This is a genomic window from Azospirillum brasilense (genome assembly GCF_005222205.1).
In the GTDB taxonomy this organism is placed as follows: domain Bacteria; phylum Pseudomonadota; class Alphaproteobacteria; order Azospirillales; family Azospirillaceae; genus Azospirillum; species Azospirillum brasilense_G.
In genome coordinates this window covers 558,660-575,928 of sequence record NZ_CP032347.1, presented here as the reverse complement: position 1 = coordinate 575,928, position 17,269 = coordinate 558,660, and the positions used below count along the sequence as shown (strand labels likewise).

The 17,269-nt window shown below is 70.5% G+C and carries 20 protein-coding genes; 12 read left to right on the top strand and 8 right to left on the bottom strand.

Going from position 1 to position 17,269, the window contains the following annotated elements:
• Nucleotides 1-6 precede the first annotated feature (6 nt).
• A complete protein-coding gene (locus tag D3869_RS24695; RefSeq protein ID WP_137142414.1) occupies nucleotides 7-1,002 on the bottom strand; it encodes a beta-ribofuranosylaminobenzene 5'-phosphate synthase family protein in 996 nt (331 codons plus the stop codon).
• Nucleotides 1,003-1,135: 133 nt separating this feature from the next.
• Between D3869_RS24695 and D3869_RS24690 the strand changes: the two genes are divergently transcribed.
• From D3869_RS24690 to D3869_RS24640, 11 genes are all read left to right on the top strand, one after another.
• Nucleotides 1,136-1,513, top strand: a complete 378-nt coding sequence (locus D3869_RS24690) for a 4a-hydroxytetrahydrobiopterin dehydratase (protein WP_137142413.1) — start codon at nucleotides 1,136-1,138, stop codon at nucleotides 1,511-1,513.
• Nucleotides 1,514-1,562: 49 nt separating this feature from the next.
• Complete coding sequence (locus D3869_RS24685; RefSeq protein ID WP_247895954.1) at nucleotides 1,563-2,807, top strand: formylmethanofuran dehydrogenase; 1,245 nt, start codon at nucleotides 1,563-1,565, stop codon at nucleotides 2,805-2,807.
• On the top strand, nucleotides 2,801-4,450 hold the full coding sequence (locus D3869_RS24680; RefSeq protein ID WP_137142411.1) for a formylmethanofuran dehydrogenase subunit A: 1,650 nt from the start codon (nucleotides 2,801-2,803) through the stop codon (nucleotides 4,448-4,450). Before D3869_RS24685 ends, D3869_RS24680 begins: the two co-directional genes overlap by 7 nt.
• Before the next feature lie 13 nt (nucleotides 4,451-4,463).
• Nucleotides 4,464-5,363 (top strand): formylmethanofuran--tetrahydromethanopterin N-formyltransferase, encoded by a 900-nt coding sequence (fhcD, locus tag D3869_RS24675; protein ID WP_137142410.1) that lies wholly within the window; start codon nucleotides 4,464-4,466, stop codon nucleotides 5,361-5,363.
• A complete protein-coding gene (locus tag D3869_RS24670; RefSeq protein ID WP_137142409.1) occupies nucleotides 5,360-6,184 on the top strand; it encodes a formylmethanofuran dehydrogenase subunit C in 825 nt (274 codons plus the stop codon). Before fhcD ends, D3869_RS24670 begins: the two co-directional genes overlap by 4 nt.
• Nucleotides 6,185-6,197: 13 nt before the next feature.
• Entirely contained in the window at nucleotides 6,198-7,388 is a 1,191-nt protein-coding gene (locus D3869_RS24665) for an ABC transporter substrate-binding protein (RefSeq protein ID WP_137142408.1), read from the top strand.
• A gap of 39 nt (nucleotides 7,389-7,427) precedes the next feature.
• A complete protein-coding gene (locus D3869_RS24660; protein WP_137142407.1) occupies nucleotides 7,428-8,408 on the top strand; it encodes a PQQ-dependent catabolism-associated beta-propeller protein in 981 nt (326 codons plus the stop codon).
• A 182-nt stretch (nucleotides 8,409-8,590) separates the two neighbouring features.
• A complete protein-coding gene (locus D3869_RS24655; protein ID WP_175426597.1) occupies nucleotides 8,591-9,385 on the top strand; it encodes an ABC transporter ATP-binding protein in 795 nt (264 codons plus the stop codon).
• Entirely contained in the window at nucleotides 9,382-10,197 is an 816-nt protein-coding gene (locus D3869_RS24650; RefSeq protein WP_137142406.1) for an ABC transporter permease, read from the top strand. Before D3869_RS24655 ends, D3869_RS24650 begins: the two co-directional genes overlap by 4 nt.
• Before the next feature lie 94 nt (nucleotides 10,198-10,291).
• Nucleotides 10,292-10,474 (top strand): hypothetical protein, encoded by a 183-nt coding sequence (locus tag D3869_RS24645; protein WP_137142405.1) that lies wholly within the window; start codon nucleotides 10,292-10,294, stop codon nucleotides 10,472-10,474.
• A 52-nt stretch (nucleotides 10,475-10,526) separates the two neighbouring features.
• Nucleotides 10,527-10,931, top strand: coding sequence for a hypothetical protein (locus D3869_RS24640; RefSeq protein WP_137142404.1), 405 nt, complete (start codon nucleotides 10,527-10,529; stop codon nucleotides 10,929-10,931).
• Nucleotides 10,932-10,943: 12 nt separating this feature from the next.
• Here D3869_RS24640 and D3869_RS24635 read toward each other — a convergent pair whose 3' ends face one another.
• The 6 genes from D3869_RS24635 to D3869_RS24610 form a co-directional block, all read right to left on the bottom strand.
• Entirely contained in the window at nucleotides 10,944-11,648 is a 705-nt protein-coding gene (locus tag D3869_RS24635) for a (5-formylfuran-3-yl)methyl phosphate synthase (RefSeq protein ID WP_137142403.1), read from the bottom strand.
• Nucleotides 11,645-12,223, bottom strand: a complete 579-nt coding sequence (locus tag D3869_RS24630) for a DUF447 domain-containing protein (RefSeq protein ID WP_137142402.1) — start codon at nucleotides 12,221-12,223, stop codon at nucleotides 11,645-11,647. The genes D3869_RS24635 and D3869_RS24630 overlap by 4 nt, the downstream gene beginning before the upstream one ends.
• Nucleotides 12,220-13,587, bottom strand: a complete 1,368-nt coding sequence (locus D3869_RS24625; protein ID WP_137142401.1) for a DUF6513 domain-containing protein — start codon at nucleotides 13,585-13,587, stop codon at nucleotides 12,220-12,222. Before D3869_RS24625 ends, D3869_RS24630 begins: the two co-directional genes overlap by 4 nt.
• Nucleotides 13,580-14,221, bottom strand: coding sequence for an aspartate/glutamate/uridylate kinase (locus D3869_RS24620; RefSeq protein ID WP_137142400.1), 642 nt, complete (start codon nucleotides 14,219-14,221; stop codon nucleotides 13,580-13,582). Before D3869_RS24620 ends, D3869_RS24625 begins: the two co-directional genes overlap by 8 nt.
• On the bottom strand, nucleotides 14,218-14,652 hold the full coding sequence (locus tag D3869_RS24615; RefSeq protein WP_137142399.1) for a dihydroneopterin aldolase: 435 nt from the start codon (nucleotides 14,650-14,652) through the stop codon (nucleotides 14,218-14,220). Before D3869_RS24615 ends, D3869_RS24620 begins: the two co-directional genes overlap by 4 nt.
• Before the next feature lie 63 nt (nucleotides 14,653-14,715).
• Nucleotides 14,716-15,237, bottom strand: coding sequence for a DUF3280 domain-containing protein (locus tag D3869_RS24610; RefSeq protein WP_137142398.1), 522 nt, complete (start codon nucleotides 15,235-15,237; stop codon nucleotides 14,716-14,718).
• A 49-nt stretch (nucleotides 15,238-15,286) separates the two neighbouring features.
• Between D3869_RS24610 and D3869_RS24605 the strand changes: the two genes are divergently transcribed.
• A complete protein-coding gene (locus D3869_RS24605) occupies nucleotides 15,287-15,901 on the top strand; it encodes a hypothetical protein (RefSeq protein WP_137142397.1) in 615 nt (204 codons plus the stop codon).
• A 30-nt stretch (nucleotides 15,902-15,931) separates the two neighbouring features.
• On the opposite strand, the gene D3869_RS24600 is transcribed toward D3869_RS24605, so the two are convergent.
• Nucleotides 15,932-17,248 (bottom strand): quinoprotein dehydrogenase-associated putative ABC transporter substrate-binding protein, encoded by a 1,317-nt coding sequence (locus D3869_RS24600; protein ID WP_175426596.1) that lies wholly within the window; start codon nucleotides 17,246-17,248, stop codon nucleotides 15,932-15,934.
• Nucleotides 17,249-17,269: the final 21 nt, after the last annotated feature.

Below are 17,269 nucleotides of genomic sequence, written 5' to 3'. Positions count from 1 at the left end.
GAGGGGTCAGGAGGCCCGCAGCACCACCCGGTCGGTGGTGGATTCCAGCGTCGCGCCGTCGTTGCGGCCGCGGGCCAGATGGAAGTCCAGCGCGGTCCCCGCCCAGCGGCGCCGCGCCTCCGCCAGCAGGGCCTCGGCCCGCCGGGCGTCGCCGACGATGGCGAAGCCGGTCGGCCCCCAGGACGTCTGCCCGACACCGGGAATGCCCTCGGCCTCCAGCCACGCCAGCGCCTCGGCGACCAGCGGGCTGGTGAAGCGGCCGCCCTGGACCGGGGCGAAATGGTCGCCCACCGTGCGTTGCAGCTCGCCCACCGCCCGCCCGAAACGGTCGGCGTCGCCCTCGACCAGGGCGGGGAGGGCGGCCATGACGATCAGGCGGCAGAGATGTCCGGCCCGCTCCGCCGGAAAGGGCGGCAGCGCCTTGAAGGCCTGCAGCTCGGCGGTGCCGTGCAAACCCTGGCCGTCGCGGTGCAGGATCAGCAGCACGCGCCACGCCTCCGGAAAGGGCAGGCGGGCGACGATGGGTGGCGGCGCGTCGTCCGGCCCGCGGCCGCCGTCGAGGATCACGCCGCCCTTCTCGAAGGCGCCGATCCCGATGCCGGAGCGGGCGCCGCGCTCCAGTTCCGCGGCGAGGCGGCGGACCGTCGAAGGCCGCCCGTGCAGATGCGCGAGCGCGGTGCCGACCGCCAGACCGAGCTGGGTGCCGGAGCCCAGCCCGACATGCTCGGGAATGGCCTCCTCCACGGTCAGTTCGGCGCGGGCCGGCCAGCGGAAGCGGTCGCAGACCGCCCGCGCGGCCGTCAGCGCGCGCTCCGCCGACGGGCCGCTCGCGCAGAGGCGGTCGGACGGGCGCGCCCGGAGGGTCGTCGCCATCCCGTCGAGCGTCAGCCCCAGGCTGCCGAAACGGCGGCCCAGGCCGCCGTTCATGTCGAGAAAACCCAGATGCAATCGCGCGGGCGCCGTGACCCGCAACTCCCTGACTTCATCGACGCCGAGTGGCATGAGGACCTCACTCGTTTAAGGAAAGTTGCGTCGTTCTTTTGGTCATGATAATCTTGCGTTAAAAAAAGACCCCGATCCAATAGTATATACCTCTTCGGGGTGAGGACTGTTCGGTCACTTCGGGGAGGAAGACATGACCGCGGTTCAGGAAACCACCTATTCCGATACGGAAATCGCTGAGCGACTGCAGCAAATATTGCCGCGGTGGCGGTTCGAGGACGGCTGGATCCGGCGGAAGTACAAGACGAACAGTTGGAAGGGCACCCTGATGGTGATCAACGCGGTCGGCCATCTGGCCGAGGCGGCGTGGCATCACCCGGACCTCACCGCCTCCTACGCCTGGGTCGAGGTGCGGCTGAAGACCCATTCCGCCAAGGGCATCACCGACAAGGATTTCGACCTCGCCCGCAAGATCGAGGAGGTCATCCAGTGGCAGCCCGCCCGTGACGGCGGCGCGCTGGAGGGAACGCCCAAGGACGATCCGCGCTTCGCCTACATCAAGTACGACTGACGGCATGGCGAGCGAGCGACCAATCCCTCATGCCGTCCATCGTGACGTTGTGTGTCCGTTCTGCGGCCTCGGCTGCGACGACCTGACCATCGAGGAGGAACCACCCTCGACGCTGACGGTTCGCTCCACCGATTGCCCGGTGGCGCGCGAGGGATACTCCCGAACGACGGCGGCGGAACCTCCGCGCGTCGCGGGCATCCCGGTGCCGCTGGAGGAGGCGGTGGAGGCCGCGGCCGCGGTGCTGGCGGCGGCGCAGACGCCCCTGGTGGCCGGGCTCGGCACCGACGTCGATGGGGCACGGGCCGCCCTGGCGCTCGCCGAACGGCTGGGCGCGGTGGTCGATCACGCGCTGTCCGACGGGCTGTACCGAAATCTGGCGGTGCTCCAGCGCACGGGCTGGATCGCCACCACCCTGGCCGAGCTGCGCAACCGCTGCGACCTTCTGCTGGTGGCCGGACCGGACCCGGCGGCGCTGCACCCGCGCCTCTTCGAGCGCTGGGTGGCGCCCGCGCCGGCCCTCCAAACACCGCCATCGCGGGAGGTGGTGTTCCTGTGCGGCGAACCGCTGGACAGCACGCGCGCTGCTCTTTCGGGCCTTTCCGTCACGGTGCTGGCCGGTGACTCCGCAAGGGTCGGGGACGCGGCGGCGTCGCTGGCCGCGGCCTTGGCCGATCCGTCCCGCGCTTCGGGAACCGCCAGCATCGCGGCCGGCGACATCGCCGCCTTGGCGGAGCGGTTGGCGAAGGCGCGCTACGCGGTCGTGGCCTGGGCCGCCGCCGCTTTCGATGGGACGCACGCCGACCTGACGGTGGAGCGGCTGGTCCAGCTCGTGCGCGATATCAACCGGCACACCCGCTGCGCCGGTCTGCCGCTGGCCGGGCACGACAACGTGGTTGGGGTCAATCAGGTCTGCACGTGGCGCTTTGGGGTGCCGCTGCGCACGTCGCTGGCCGGAGGGGCGCCGCTGCACGATCCCCACCGCTTCGCCTGGGCGCGTTATGCGGCGGTGGCGGACGCCGTCATCTGGGTGTCCGCCTTCCGGCCGGAGGTGCCGGCCTTTCCGGCGGAGCAGACCGTCATCGCGCTGGCCCCGCCGGGAACGGCCTTCGTCGACGAGCCGGCGGTGTTCATTCCCGTCGGCACGCCGGGCATCGACCACTCCGCCCATGTCTTCCGCAGCGACACGGTGGTCGCCCTGCGCGCGCGGGGCCTCATCGACCGTGGTCTGCCGGACGGCGCGTCCGTGCTGAAGGCCATCGCCGCCGCTCTGCCAGAGGAGGCCCCCGCATGCTGACGAAGCTCGCCGGGGGGCGCGTTTACGACCCGGCCAACGGGCGCGACGGCGCGGTGGGCGACCTGTTCGTCCGGGACGGGCGGATCGTCGCCGATCCCGGCCCCGGCGCCGCGCCGGACGAGGTCCATGACCTGTCCGGGCGGGTTGTGATGGCCGGCGCCATCGACATCCACAGCCACATCGCCGGCGGCAAGGTCAACATCGCGCGCCTGCTGATGGCGGAGGAACATCGCGCGGCGGCGGAGGAGCCTTGCGGTTGCCGCGGCCTCGCTACCCCCTCGACCCACGCCACCGGCTGCCGCTACGCCCAGATGGGCTACACGGCGGCCTTCGAGCCGGCGATGCTGCCGAGCAACGCCCGCCACGCCCATCTGGAAATGGCGGACATTCCGTTGATCGACACCGGCGGCTATCTGGTGCTGGGCAACGACGACCTGCTGCTGGAGCTTCTCGCCTCCGGCGCCGGTGAGGCGGCGGTGGCCGATTACGTCGGCTTCATGCTGAACGCCACGCGCAGCCTCGCCGTCAAGGCGGTGAATCCCGGCGGAATCAACGCCTTCAAGTACAACCAGCGCCGCCTCGACGTGGACGAGAACGGCCCCTTCCACGCCATCACGCCGCGCCGCATCCTCACCGCCCTGGCGGGGGCGGTGCAGCGGCTGGGCATCCCGCACCCGCTGCATCTGCACGGCTTCAACCTGGGTGTTCCCGGCAACGTCGAGGCGACGCTCGACAGCATCGCGGCGGTCGACGGCCTGCGCCTCCACCTCACACACGTCCAGTTCCATGCTTATGGGGCGGAGGGCGACCGGAAATTCTCCTCCGCCGCCGCGCGGGTGGCCGAGGCGGTCAACCGCCGGCCCAACATCTCGGTGGATGTCGGGCAGATCATGTTCGGCCAGACGGTGACCGCCTCGGCCGACACCATGGCGCAGATGAACAACGCCGGGCTCGCCCATCCGAAGAAATGGGTGATGATGGACATCGAATGCGACGCGGGCTGCGGAGTCGTGCCCTTCCGCTACCGCGACAAGGCCTTCGTCAACGCGCTGCAATGGGCGATCGGGCTGGAGCTGTTCCTGCTGATCGAGGACCCCTGGCGGATCTTCCTGACCACCGACCACCCCAACGGCGCGCCCTTCACCAGCTACCCCGAACTGATCCGCCTGCTGATGGACCGCGACTACCGCCTCGCCCGGATGGCGGAGCTGCACCCGGCGCTGCCGGAGCACACCATCCTGGGGGCGCTGACGCGCGAATATTCGCTGGGCGAGATCGCCACCATGACACGCGCCGCCCCGGCGCGCATCCTGGGCCTGACCGACCGCGGCCATCTCGGTCCGGGAGCGGTCGCCGACATCACCGTCTACACCGACCGGCCGGACCGCCGCGCCATGTTCGAGAAGCCGGACCTCGTCTTCAAGGACGGCCGGCTGATCGTCCGCGACGGCGTGGTGGTGGCGTTCCTCCAGGGGCGCACGCATGTGGTCGAGCCCGCCTACGACCCGACCATCGAGTCCTGGATGGCGCGCCGCTTTGACGAGCGCATGGGCCAGCGGCTGACGCATTTCCGCATCGCGGAGGAGGAGATCCGCGGCGGCAACGGCTTGATCCGCCACGCGTGTCAGCCCGGATCATTTTGATGGGGGCGTTCTGATGCGGCTCAACGGCGTCCTCATCGACGATACCTTCGCCGAGGCCTTTCCCATGCTCGGCACGCGGCTGGTGATCACCGCCGACACGCCGGCCTGGGTCCAGGCGGCGGTGGTCAGCATGACGGGCTTCGCCACCTCGGTGATTGCCTGCGGCTGCGAGGCGGCGATGGAGCGCGTGTTGCCATTCGATGAAACCCCGGATTCCCGGCCCGGCGCCGCGGTGCTGCTGTTCGCCATGTCGAAGGCGGAGCTGGCGAAGCAGGTGGCACGCCGCGTCGGGCAATGCGTGATGACCTGCCCGGGGACGGCCTGTTACGCGGGACTGCGGGAGGGTTCTGTGATCCCGCTCGGCAACGCGCTGCGCTATTTCGGCGACGGCTGGCAGATCGCCAAGCGGATCGGCGGCCGGCGCTATTGGCGCATCCCCGTCATGGATGGCGAGTTCCTGTGCGAGGCGGCCACCGCGGCGGTGGAGGGCGTCGGCGGCGGCAACTTTATCATCCTGGCGGCGGACCGCTGCTCCGGGCTGGCGGCGGCGCAGGCCGCGGTCCTGGCGATCCGCAACGTTCCGGGGGCCATCCTGCCCTTCCCCGGCGGGGTGGTCCGTTCCGGTTCCAAGATCGGCGGCAAGTACAAGGGGCTGATCGCCTCCACCAACACGGCCTTCTGCCCGACCTTGCGGGCGGCGGCTCCGGCGTCGCTGGTGCCGGAGGGCGTGGAATCCATCCTTGAACTGGTGATCGACGGGGTGAGCGAAGCGGCGGTCGCCGCCGCCATGCGCGCGGGCATCGCCGCGGTGGCGGAGCTGGGCGCCGCGGGGGGCGTGGTGTCGGTCACCGCCGGCAATTACGGCGGCAAGCTCGGCCGCTACCAGTTCCGCCTGCATGAGGTGATGGCATGAGCGGCGTCGTCCTCACCACGCGCGATCCCGCCGGTCCACCCATCGACATGACGGGCGTGCTGCCCGAGCGTCTGGCCGAAGGCGGGCGGGAGGCGCTGGCCGGGCTGATGCTGGTCCGCGGGCGGGGGCGTCACCGGTTGGACGCGCTGTTCGCGATGGAGGACGGCGGGCCGTTCGGCGCCCTGATCCTGCGTCCCGGCGGCGCGGTGCTCGACGGGGTGGGGACGGGTATGACCGCCGGGGACATTCGGGTCGAGGGGGATTGCGGCGCCTATCTCGGCAGCGCCATGCGCGGCGGCACGTTGACCGTCGAGGGGAACTGCGGCGCCTTCGCCGCGGCCGGGATGGCCGGCGGGAGCCTGCGCGTCTTGGGCGATGCCGGGGATTTCCTGGGGGCGCCGCTGGCCGGCGGCACGCGCGGCATGAGCGGCGGCTCCGTCCTCGTCATGGGCAACGCCGGGGACCGTGTCGGCGAGCGGATGCGGCGGGGGCTGATCGCCGTCCACGGCCGGGTGGGGAGGCTGTGCGGCGCCCGGATGATCGCCGGGACCGTCGTCGTCGGCGCCGGTTGCGGTCCCGATGCGGGGCAGGCCATGCGCCGGGGCTCCATCCTGCTGCCCCAAGCGCCGGACGCCGTTCCGTCAGGCTTCGTCGATGGCGGCATGAACGACTGGCTGTTTCTGGACCTGATGCGGAAGGAGCTGATCGATGGCGGGGCTTGGCCCAGTGGATTCTCAACCGCCGGAACCCGCGCCCGGCGCCTTATCGGCGACCGGTCGGCCGGAGGGATCGGAGAGGTGCTTATTCTTGGGGAAGCGTAGCGGGCGCACACCCGTGAGCCGAACCGCCGCCCTTTTGACCATCGCCGCAGCGCTCCTGCTCGGGTCTCCGGCGTGGGGCGCCGATCCGCTGGTGGTCCGCATCAGCTATCTGACCCGCGCGGAGGAGCCGCGGATTCCCCAGACCTTCCTCGAACCGGTGTCGGAGGACGAGGGCGTCCAGGGCGCCCGCCTGGCCATCGCCGACAACAACACGACGGGGCGGTTCCTCAACCAGCGCTTCGATCTGGTCGAGGTGACCGTGCCGGAGGACGGGCGCGTCGAGGACGCCGTGCGCGACCTCGCCGGGCAGGGCGTGCGTCTGCTCGTCGCCGACCTGAAGGAGGACGCCCTGCTCGCCGCGGCGGCGGCGCCCGAGGCGGCCGACATGCTGATCTTCAACACCCGCGCCCCGGACGACGACCTGCGCAACGAGCGCTGCCGCGCCAACCTGCTGCACGTCACGCCCAGCCGGCGGATGCAGGCCGACGCGCTGGCCCAGTATCTCGCGTCGCGGAAATGGATGAACTGGCTGCTGGTGGTCGGGCGGACGCCGCAGGACGCCGCCTACGCCGACGCGATCCGCGCCGCCGCCAAGCGCTACCGCGCCAAAATCGTCGAGGAGAAGCGCTGGACCTTCGAGGACGCGAACCGCCGCGTCGACACCGGTCATGTCACCGTGCAGTCGGAAATCCTCACTTTCACCCAGGGCACCGAGCACGACGTGCTGGTCGTCGCCGACGAGGCGGACGGGTTCGGCGAGTATCTGCTCTACCAGACGTGGTTTCCCCGCCCGGTCGCCGGCACCCATGGGCTCGTCCCGACGGCGTGGTCGCGCGTGCACGAGCAGTGGGGGGCGACCCAGATCCACAGCCGCTTCGAGCGGCAGGCCGGGCGCTGGATGCGCCCGCGCGACTACACCGCCTGGATGGCTGTCCGCGCGGTGGGCGAGGCGGCGACGCGCACCAAATCCGGCGACCCCGCGGCGCTCGCCGCCTTCGTGCGCGGCCCGGACTTCACCCTGCCGGCCTTCAAGGGGCAGGGGCTGACCTTCCGGGAGTGGGATGGGCAGCTTCGGCAGCCGGTGCTGCTGGCCGGGCCGCGGGTGCTCGTCTCGGTGTCGCCGCAACCGGGCTACCTGCACCAGTTCTCGGAACTCGACACGCTCGGCGATGATCGCCCGGAAAGCCGGTGCCGCAACCGCTGAGAAAAGCCCCGGCAGGGGGCAACCATGGGAGGGACCGTGATGTCGTTAACCGGAGGAGCCGCCCGGATCGGCGCGTTAGCGCTGCTGGGCTTCGCCGTCGCCCAGCCCGCGCAGGCGGACACCATCTTCGTGTCGAACGAGAAGAGCAACACCGTCTCGGTGGTGGACGGCGGCAAGCTGCAGGTGGTCGCCACGATCAAGGTCGGCCGCCGGCCGCGCGGCATCACCTTCAACGAGGACATGACGCGGATCTTCGTCTGCGTCGGCGACGACAACCGGATCGACGTCATCGACGTGGCGACCCAGAAGGTGGTCGACCGGCTGCCCTCCGGCCCCGATCCGGAGCTGTTCGTCCTGGACCCGCAGGGGCACCGGCTCTACGTCGCCAACGAGGACGACAACATGGTCTCGGTGGTGGACATCGCGAGCAAGAAGATCATCGGCGAGATCCAGGTGGGGGTGGAGCCGGAGGGCATGGGCGTCAGCCCGGACGGCAAGATCCTGGTGAACACGTCCGAAACGACGAACATGGCCCATTTCATCGACACGGAGTCGCACAAGATCATCGACAACGTGCTGGTCGATGCGCGCCCGCGCGTCGCCCAGTTCACCGGGGACGGGCGGTTCGTCTGGGTGTCGTCGGAGGTCGGCGGGACGGTCAGCGTCATCGACGTGGCCTCGCGCAAGCTCGTCCACAAGATCAGCTTCGCCGTCCAGGGCGTGCCGCGTGAATCCATCCAGCCGGTCGGCATCCAGCTGACCAGCGACGGACAGCGCGCCTTCGTCGCCCTCGGCCCGGCCAACCGGGTCGCCGAAATCGACGCCAAGACCTATGAGGTGAAGCGCTACCATCTCGTCGGCCAGCGCGTGTGGAATCTGGCGCTGTCTCCGGACGAGAAGCGCCTCTACACGACGAACGGCGTCAGCAACGACATGTCGGTGATGGATCTGGAGCGCGGCCGGGTCGTGAAGTCGATCTCGGTCGGCGGCGCGCCCTGGGGCGTGATCGTCAAGCCGTGATGGGCACGCTCCCCTCTCCCGCCCCGGGAGAGGGTGGCCGCGAAGCGGCCGGGTGAGGGTTCTGGCAAGGATCAGTGCCTTGATCCTCGCCCGACCCTCACCCTCCCGCCTTCGGCGGGACCCTCCCTCTCCCCAGAGGGGAGAGGGTTTGAACAGCGGCAGTGATGGGCGATGGAGACGACATGGATTGCTTCGAAACGGCGCCACCCGACCCGCAAGCCTGGTCCCGCCACGCCGCGGGAGATCCCGTCCTGGCGGTCGAGGGGCTGAGCCACCGCTTCGGGGCGCGGGCGGCGCTGGAGGGCGTGTCGTTCGGCGTCCCCGCGGGGCGGTTCACGGTGCTGCTGGGGCTCAACGGCGCCGGGAAGACGACGCTCTTCTCTCTGATCACGCGCATCTACAACACCCGCCAGGGAAGCATCCGGGTCTTCGGCTTCGACATGCGCCGGCACCCGGCCCAGGCGCTGGCGCGCATCGGCGTGGTGTTCCAGCAGCCGACGCTCGACCCGGACCTGACCGTCATCCAGAACCTGCGCTACCACGGCGGGCTGCACGGCTTGGCGCCCGCCGACATCGAAGCCCGGGCGGGCGAGGAGCTGGCCCGCATCGGCTTGGCCGAGCGCGCCGGCGAGCGCGTGCGCACCCTGTCCGGCGGGCAGCGGCGCCGGGTGGAGATCGCCCGCGCTCTGCTCCATCGCCCGAGCCTGCTGCTGCTGGACGAGCCGACCGTCGGGCTCGACATCGAGTTGCGCCGGCAGGTGCTTGATCATGTCCACGACCTCTGCCGGGAGCGTGGGCTGGCCGTGCTCTGGGCGACCCACCTGATCGACGAGGCGCGCGACGGCGACGGCGTCGTGGTGCTGCACCGCGGGCGCGTGCGGGCCACCGGGCTGGTGGCGGAGGTGTGCGCCGCCACCGGCGCCGCGACCCTGGGCGACGCCTTTGCCCGGCTGACGGAGACGGGGGCCCGGGAATGAACGCGACGCTCCACTGGCGCTGCCTGCGCGCGGTCATCGTCCGCGAGGGGCTGCGCTTCGTGCACCAGCGCGAGCGGTTCTTCGCCGCCCTGGTGCGGCCGCTGGTCTGGCTGGCCATCTTCGCGGTGGGGTTCCGCGCTGTCCTCGGCCTGTCGATCATCCCGCCCTACGAGACCTACATCCTCTACGAGGATTACGTGACGCCGGGGCTGGTGGCCATGATCCAGCTCTTCAACGGGATGCAGAGTTCGCTGTCCATGGTCTACGACCGGGAGATGGGCAGCATGAAGACCCTGCTGGTCAGCCCGCTGCCGCGCTGGTACCTGCTGGTCTGCAAGCTGCTGGCCGGCGTTCTGGTGTCGATCATCCAGGTCTACGTCTTCCTCGCCATCGCGTGGTTCTGGGGCGTCCAGCCGCCGGAATTCGGCTATCTCGCGGTGCTGCCGGCCCTGGTGCTGAGCGGGCTGATGCTGGGCGCGCTCGGCCTCCTGCTGTCCTCCTTCATCCGGCAATTGGAGAATTTCGCGGGCGTGATGAACTTCGTCATCTTCCCGATGTTCTTCGCCTCCTCCGCGCTCTACCCGCTGTGGCGCATCCGCGAGGGCAGCCCGACGCTCGCCTGGATCGCCGGGATCAACCCCTTCACGCAGGCCGTCGAGCTGATCCGCTTCGCTCTGTATCTGCAATTCAACGGAACGGCGTTCCTGGCCGTCGCCGCGTGCCTCGCGCTGTTCCTGGGGGGAGCGATCCTCGCCTACGATCCTGGGCGGGGCTTCTGGGCCCGCCGCGGCGGGCCGGCGGAACAGGGGTGACAGGACGGACGGAACCGCCCCCGGCGACCTGCGGTTGATGGAGCAGACGACCGTCCGGTCATCCCGCCGGGCGGGCTCGGGTGGAGGAAACGTCATGACGGGACATTCCGACAAGACTCAGGATCAGCCGCGCGGCGAGAAGAGCGTTCTCGGCAGCGAGCAGGAATTCAAAAAGGACGAACCGCAGGACGCCGGGCGGGACGAGCGGGCGAAGGAGGACATCGGCCGCATGGGCGAAGCGTCCCGCCAGAACCGCAGCACGAAGGACGCGGGTTAGCAGCGCCCGATCTTTCCCAGGTTCGTCCAACATCATGCCGGAGGACAGGTCCATGAAACATCTGCACATCCTGGCCGGTGCGTCTCTGCTGGCCCTCGCGTCGGCCGCGGCGGCGGTTCCGGCGTCGGCCCAAAGCACGGGCGGCGCGATGCCTCAGGGCTCCGGAAGCCAAAGCTCCAGCCCATCGACCGGCGCTCTGCCGGACAACTCCCTGGCCGGGCAGCGGCAGGGCACCGTCGGCGGCGGGGTCACTCAAGGCGGCGGACAAAGCGGCACGTCCGGCACTTCCACGCCTGACTCGTCGGCGTCCGGTGCGTCGGGTGGTTCCACGAGCGGCACCGGGGCTCTGCCGGACAACTCCCTGGCCGGACAGCGGCAGGGCACCATCGGCGGCGGGTCGGTGTCGCAGGGCGGCAACGTCACTTCCGAACCGCCGAAGCAGGGGTCCGGGCAATAGCGGGACGCGCGTTCAACCGGTGAGGGGCTGTCTCGGGACGGCGTTGCGGACCGCGGCCAGCGCGGCCGGGTCCAAGGCGCCGCCCCGGTCGGCACCGGCGCACAGCGCGGTGCGGAAACCGAGATAATCAGGCGCGAGCGGCAGCAACGCCGGAATGTCGTCCAGGCGCAATGAACCGGCGAGCCCGGTGAGCAGGCCGTGGCTGCGCGCCTGTGCCAGGAAGCGCTCCAGCTCGTCCTTCGTCTTGTGCTGCAGCAACCCGCCGGAACCCTTGCCGGCGGTGTCGAGCATGGCTCCGGCGAAGCCGGCTTTCGCGATATCGGGAAGCAATGTGCCGGGGTCGGTCCAAAGATCGGCGAACAGCACGGCGATGATGCGGGTGCCCCGCCGGGCCTCCGGCCCCAGTGCCGCCACGCAGCCCGCCGGATCGCCGGAGGGGATCAGGCCGATCTTCACGTAATCGACGCCACAGGCCCAGGTCTCGGCCACGCGGCCCACCACGGCCACCGGGTCCATCGGCAGGTCACCGACGGTGGCGCTCAGGGGGGCGCGGACGGGCCATTGGCGGGCCGTATCGACGGCACGGACAATGCCGTCCAGCGGCCATGCCCCGAGTGCACCCGTTTTCGGGTCCTTCAAATCCAGAATGTCCGCGCCCCCCCGTGCGGCGAGCGTCAGTTCCTCCAGGGACGCGACGCTGGCGAGCAGCCGGGTCATGGTGCCTTCTCTCCGCCAGCCCGGTGTTCGGCGATGCGGTCGAGCAGCCAGCCCCACGCCTCCAGCTCCGCGGGACCGGCGGTCTTGCCGATGGCGATGGACAGATAGTCGATTTCGCGGTCGATTTTCTCGGGCGGCAGGAGATGCAGGCGGCTGACCAGGATCGCCCCCTCCACCACGGCGGCTTGCGCCCGGTTGAAGCCGCGGAAGGGGCGGTGGCTGACCAGATGCACCGGGCGGCAGTCCAGGCGCGGGCGCACCCCGTCGTCCTCCACCACGACCACCTCCAACTCCTCGTGCGCCAGCGCTCCGGCGAGCACCGCGCCGCGGATGCGCTCCGTCGGGACGGTCGGCCAGTCGCGCCGCCGCCCGGTGACGCAGCCGGCGAACACCCGGACGTCGTCGGTGAAATTCACCACCGCGCAGCGCGTGGCGAGCAGGTTGTCGAGCGTGCGCGAGGGGCGGAAGGGGGCCAAAACATAGCCGGTCTCGGTCACCGTGGCTCCCATGGGTGCGACGTGGACGTTTCCCGCCGCGTCGCAGCTGGTGATGATGGTTTCGCGGATGAAGGTCACATCTCGCCCCCTCCGGTGTCGCCGGGCGCGTCCACCGCCACGCCCCAGTGCAGTTCGTTGTCCTGGCTGTAGCGCTTGCCGAGCTGCCAGGCGATTTGCGCGCGCGCCAGTTCCGCTCCGAGATAGAAGGCGTGCCCCATATTGGTGCGGGGATCGATGTGCGGGAGCAGGGCGAAGGGATCGCCGGCCACATGGTGCCCGTCGCGGTTGTAGAGGTGGAGCCCCTGTTCCGTCACCTCGATCCGGTAGTTCGGGTCGCGGATGCGGGCGGCGAGGTCGACCACCTGTTCCGGCGTGCTGGTGAAGGGCTTGCGGTCGCGCAGACAGAGCAGGGCGTCGCCGAAGTTGCGGGGCAGGGCGCCGGCCTCCGCAGCGGCGAAGAACTGGCGCCGCGCCGCGTCGAACTCGCGGATCGTGCGGCGGCAATGGGGGCTGACCTGCACCGTCAGAATGTGGTCGATGCGCAGTTCGGAGACGATCCCCATCAGCAGCGCGGTCATCCCCGGCGTGTCGGCGTCGGTCAGTTCGGTGACGTTGCCGACCCCCATCAGGATTTCCAGGTCGGGGTGGCGCGCCCGGACCTCGCGGTAGCGGAGCAGGGAGTCGGTGAAGCCGTGATGGATCGGTTCCAGGATCGGATCGGCGATGCAGCGCCGTCCTTCGCCGCGGATGCTGTCCAGCGCCCGGTAAAGGGATGGGAGATCGCTCGGCGTGGTGGGGATGACGATCGGCACCGCGTCGGTCTCGCGAGCGACCCAGGCGGTCTCCTCAGTCAGGCTGAGCAGGTAGGAGGCGCCCGCTCCGGCACCGCGCAACAACTCCCTGGGATCGAGGGAATCGACGCTGACCGTGTGGCCGGCCTCGCGCAGAGCCGTTACCGCCTCCTCCAGATGGGGGAAGGGGTGGTCAGGCAGCCCGCCAAGGTCGATCACGTCGGCGCCGTCCGCCGCAAAGCGGGCGGCGCGCTCCAGGATGGCCGGCACGCCGAGCAGCGGCGCCTCGACGATCTCGGCGAAGATTTTCGTGCGGTAGCGGCTGAGATCGAGCGGAGCGGCCTGACGCCGGAAATGCTGGGGCAGATCCTCCAGCTCGTCGGGGCCGCACTCGAAGGGCACGCCGAAATGGGCGGACAGCCGGTCGAGATCGCCGCGGAACCGCCCCGGCAGCAGGACAAGGTCGGCGCCCTCGGTCGAGGCGAGGCGGCGCAGCACGATCTCCGTCGTCGCCAGCGCCGCGACCTTGATGCCGAGATTGACCACTGTGGTCCGGAACTCCAGCGGCTCCAAGGAGGCAAGCACATGGCGCAGGCGCGGTTCAGCCAGCGCGCCGGTCAGGAACAGGACATGCTCGGGGCGCTCAGCCATCGGCGTTCGGAGCGTCAGCGGGCAGGGTCAGCCGGGTGCCGCACGGGTTGCCCTGGTCCAGCGCCTTGGCGAAGCGCCGGTGCTCGTCCCGCGACACGCACCAGACCGCCCCGCCGTAGCGCGCCATGCGGTCCGGCAAGGCCGGGTCGACGATGCCCTCCGTTACGAGCTGGGTTGCCGGGACGGCGGCGTCCGGCAATGAGGCGGACTTGACGAGGACCGCGCAGGTGGCGCCGAGCGCGCCGGCCAGCCAGACCGCCAGACTGTCGGACGTGACGTCCCAGCTTTCCGCCACGTCGGCGTCATCCGCCAGGGGAAGCGGCATCCAGACGGTCGGGCTCGGCCGGCCGCGCAGATCGGCGAGGCTGCGGGCGGGGGACAGCCGCGGCTCCAGGTCGGCCAGGGCGGTTCCGTACTGCTCCATGGCGAGCAGGGCCATGCGGTGCGCAGCGCGGTCGCCGAAGCCGAGCGCCGGCTGGGCGTCGCGCACGGCGTCGGCGAAGGGGCCGCCGCCGGGAACGATCACGACGCGCAGGCGCCGCGCCGCGGCCAGGATCTCCAGCCAGCGCCGCAATTCCGGGGCGCGCCACAGGCTGCCGCCCAGCTTCACGACCCACAGTGGCGCGCTGCTCATGATGACGCTTGCGCTCCTTCGGGGCGGACGCGTTCGATGACCACGCCGACGCCGGCGGATTCCGGAACGACGTCCAGCTTCTCCACCTGCACCCGCGCGCGGGTCACATCCGGGTTGGAGAAGCACAGCGCGAGGATCCGGTCGCCGAGCGTCTCGACGAGGTTCACATGGGCGCCGTCGCGCAGGGCGCGGATGCCGTCGATCAGGAAGTCGTAGGAGAGCACCTCGTCCAGGCTGTCGGTCATCGGCCGGTCGGGCCAGGGCAGCGTCAGCGAGACGTTGATCCGGACGCGCTGCGTGCGCTCCTTCTCCTCGTCCCAGACGCCGATCCGGAACTGGTCCACATAGTCGCGCAGCGTGATGTCGTAGTACCGGACGCGGCTTGCCGCCGGGCGGTACGGCACATAGGAGAGCAAAGCGTCGTCGGCCAAGCGATCCTCCTCCCCGTGTCGGACGAAGGTTGGCTCCCCCGCCTCGGATGTCGTCAGGGTTCGTCACCGGTCGGACGGCGGTGCGGCCAGCAGGCGGTGGCGCAGCAGCCAGTCGACGCCGCGCCGCCACGACCGCTCGTTGTCGCCGCGGATGTCCGCGTTTGCGACGGCGATGATCTCGCCGTCTCCGGTGCCATCTCCGGTGCGGCGCATTATAATCTGCATGTTGAGGATCAGCGTGCTGATCTTATGGATGAAACCCGTCACCACGATGTCCGCGCCGGCCCGGCGCCCGAGGTCGCGTTCGCAGCCGTTGCACCGATGGAGCGACGCCGGCACTTCCGCGGCGACGGCGCTGTCGCGGACGCTCATCACCTCGTAACCGCCCTCCTTCAGCCCGTCGCGCAGCAGCGCCGTCACCCGCTCCAGCCGTCCGGCATGGTCCGGATCGGGGGGCTCCCGGCTGGTGTCCACCAGTTCCAGATCGAAGACAAGAACCCTGGCCGGCGCCTGTGCCGCCGCCGGGGCAGCGCCGCTCAGCAGCAGGAGCAGGAGCGCCGTTGCGGCGAATTCCGTCGGCCTCATCCGAATGCGTGGATGGGCAAGGGCGCCCGATATCCGGCAGACTCTCATCATGCGTCACCGCTCCGCTGTCCTTGCCGCCGCGTTGCTCGCCCTAGCGTCCGTCCCGGCGGGGGCGGCCGGGAGCGATCCGGACTGGCCCTGCGTCCAGATTCTGGTGCCGACCCTGTCGTCCGGCCAGATCTGGCCCGGTGACCCCATCGAGGGGAAGGAAGGCGACTGGCGCGACATTCCCGGCACCGAGCCGGTCCTGAAGCAAATTCTCGACCGCCGGCTCGATCCGGAGCAGGAGCAGGCGGCGATCGACCGCTTCGCCGACCAGTTCGAGGCCGACGGGGCAGCGGCGGACCGCAACGCCGCCCTGACCGCCCTGTTCGCCGGAGCCTTCGACGCGCTCAACCGGGAGCGCGGGCAAGCCATTTCGGCCATCAAGCGCTACGCCCACCAGCAGCGCGTCCTGCTCGACGGCATCGACGCGGCGCTGACCCGTCTCCAGACGCTTCCCGCCGACGCCCCTGAGGCGACTGCTTTGCGTGAGGAGATCGCGTGGCGGCGGCGCATCCTCGACGAGCGGCGGCGCAACCAGACGGCGCTGTGCGAGCAGCCGGTCCAACTCGAACAAAAGGCCGGCCGCATCGCCCGGGACATCGCCGCCCGTCTGGACTGAGACCATCCCGACCAGGACCGGCCGCTTCGGTCAGTTGGAGGCGCCGCCGGCGAAGGGCTCGACCGTCTCCAGCCCGTATCCCGCCTCCTGCCAGCGCAGGGCGCCGTCGGAATACCAATAGACGTTGCCGTATCCCCACTCCACCGCGCGCTTCGCGGCGTTCCAGGACATCCAGCAGTCCGGCTCGCAGAAGAAGACCAGCCGGGACGCCCGATCCCCGCCGGTCAACGTCTCCAGCCCGGCGCGGAAGTAGCGTTCCTGCTCGCCCGACAGGCTGCCGTAGCCGACGTTGGGCAGCCAGACCGCCCCCGGCAGGCTGCGGCGTGGCGGCGGAACCCACACGGCCGGCGCCGGACGGTCCGGCGGGCGCGGCGGCGCCGGCATCACGTCGATCAGCCGCGTGTCGGGGAAATGCTCGATCAGCCGCCGCAACTCCGCCAGGGTCACGGTGGAAGCGCCGGACAGGCCGGCGGGGGTTGGGGCGCGGTACTGGTCCATCCGGTAGCCCGGCGGCTCGATGGCGGCGGCGGTCTTCAGCGCGCCGTCCGGGCCGACGAGCGGGACGTGGTAGCGCAGCAGGATGCGGTCGATGTCGTCCTGGCGGCGCTTGATGAAGTCGTTGAGCCAGTGCTTCCACTCCGGCTCGTCGGAGCGGATGCCCATGGAGATGTTGAATTGCAGCCGGGCACCCGCCGGTTCCTTGACCAGCGGCACGACGGTCAGCGGCTCGCTCTGCTGGGCGGCGTAGTAACCGGCGATCGGCCCCCAGATCACCGCGGCGTCGGTCCGGCCGGCGGCGACGTCCTCGATGGCATCGCGGGCCGGGTTGTTGGCGCGCGTGTCGGTGTTGAGCTGGTAGGGCTCCGTCCGGGTGATGCCGTAGAGCCGCAGCAGGTTGACCGCGGGCGTCTTTTCAACGACGCCGATGCGCGCGTCCTTCAGGGACGGATCGCCCACGCTCTCCGCCCGGATGCCCGACTTTGTGCGGTAGACGAGGGAATAGACGGTCCGGTAGTAGGGGTTGGTGTTCTGCATCAGCTCTTCGCCGGACGCCGTGCCCATCACGAGGTCGCACTGCCGGGCGCGCAGCGTGTTGCGGACGAAGCCGATGGTCTGCGGCCACCAGTAATAGGTCACCGGCTTCTTCAGGTCCTCGCCGATGAGCCGGGCGATCTCGTTCTCGAAGCCCTCCATCCGTTCGTTGGAGTAGGGCAGGAGGTTGCCGTCGGCGCAGACGCGCACCGACTCGCGCTCCGTCGCCTCGACGGCGCGGGCCGGCAGGGCGACGGACAGCAGAGCTGCGGCGCTGGCGACGGCAATGGCGATGGGCGCGGAAGGACGTGCCATGAACGGTCTCCCTCCGCTGGA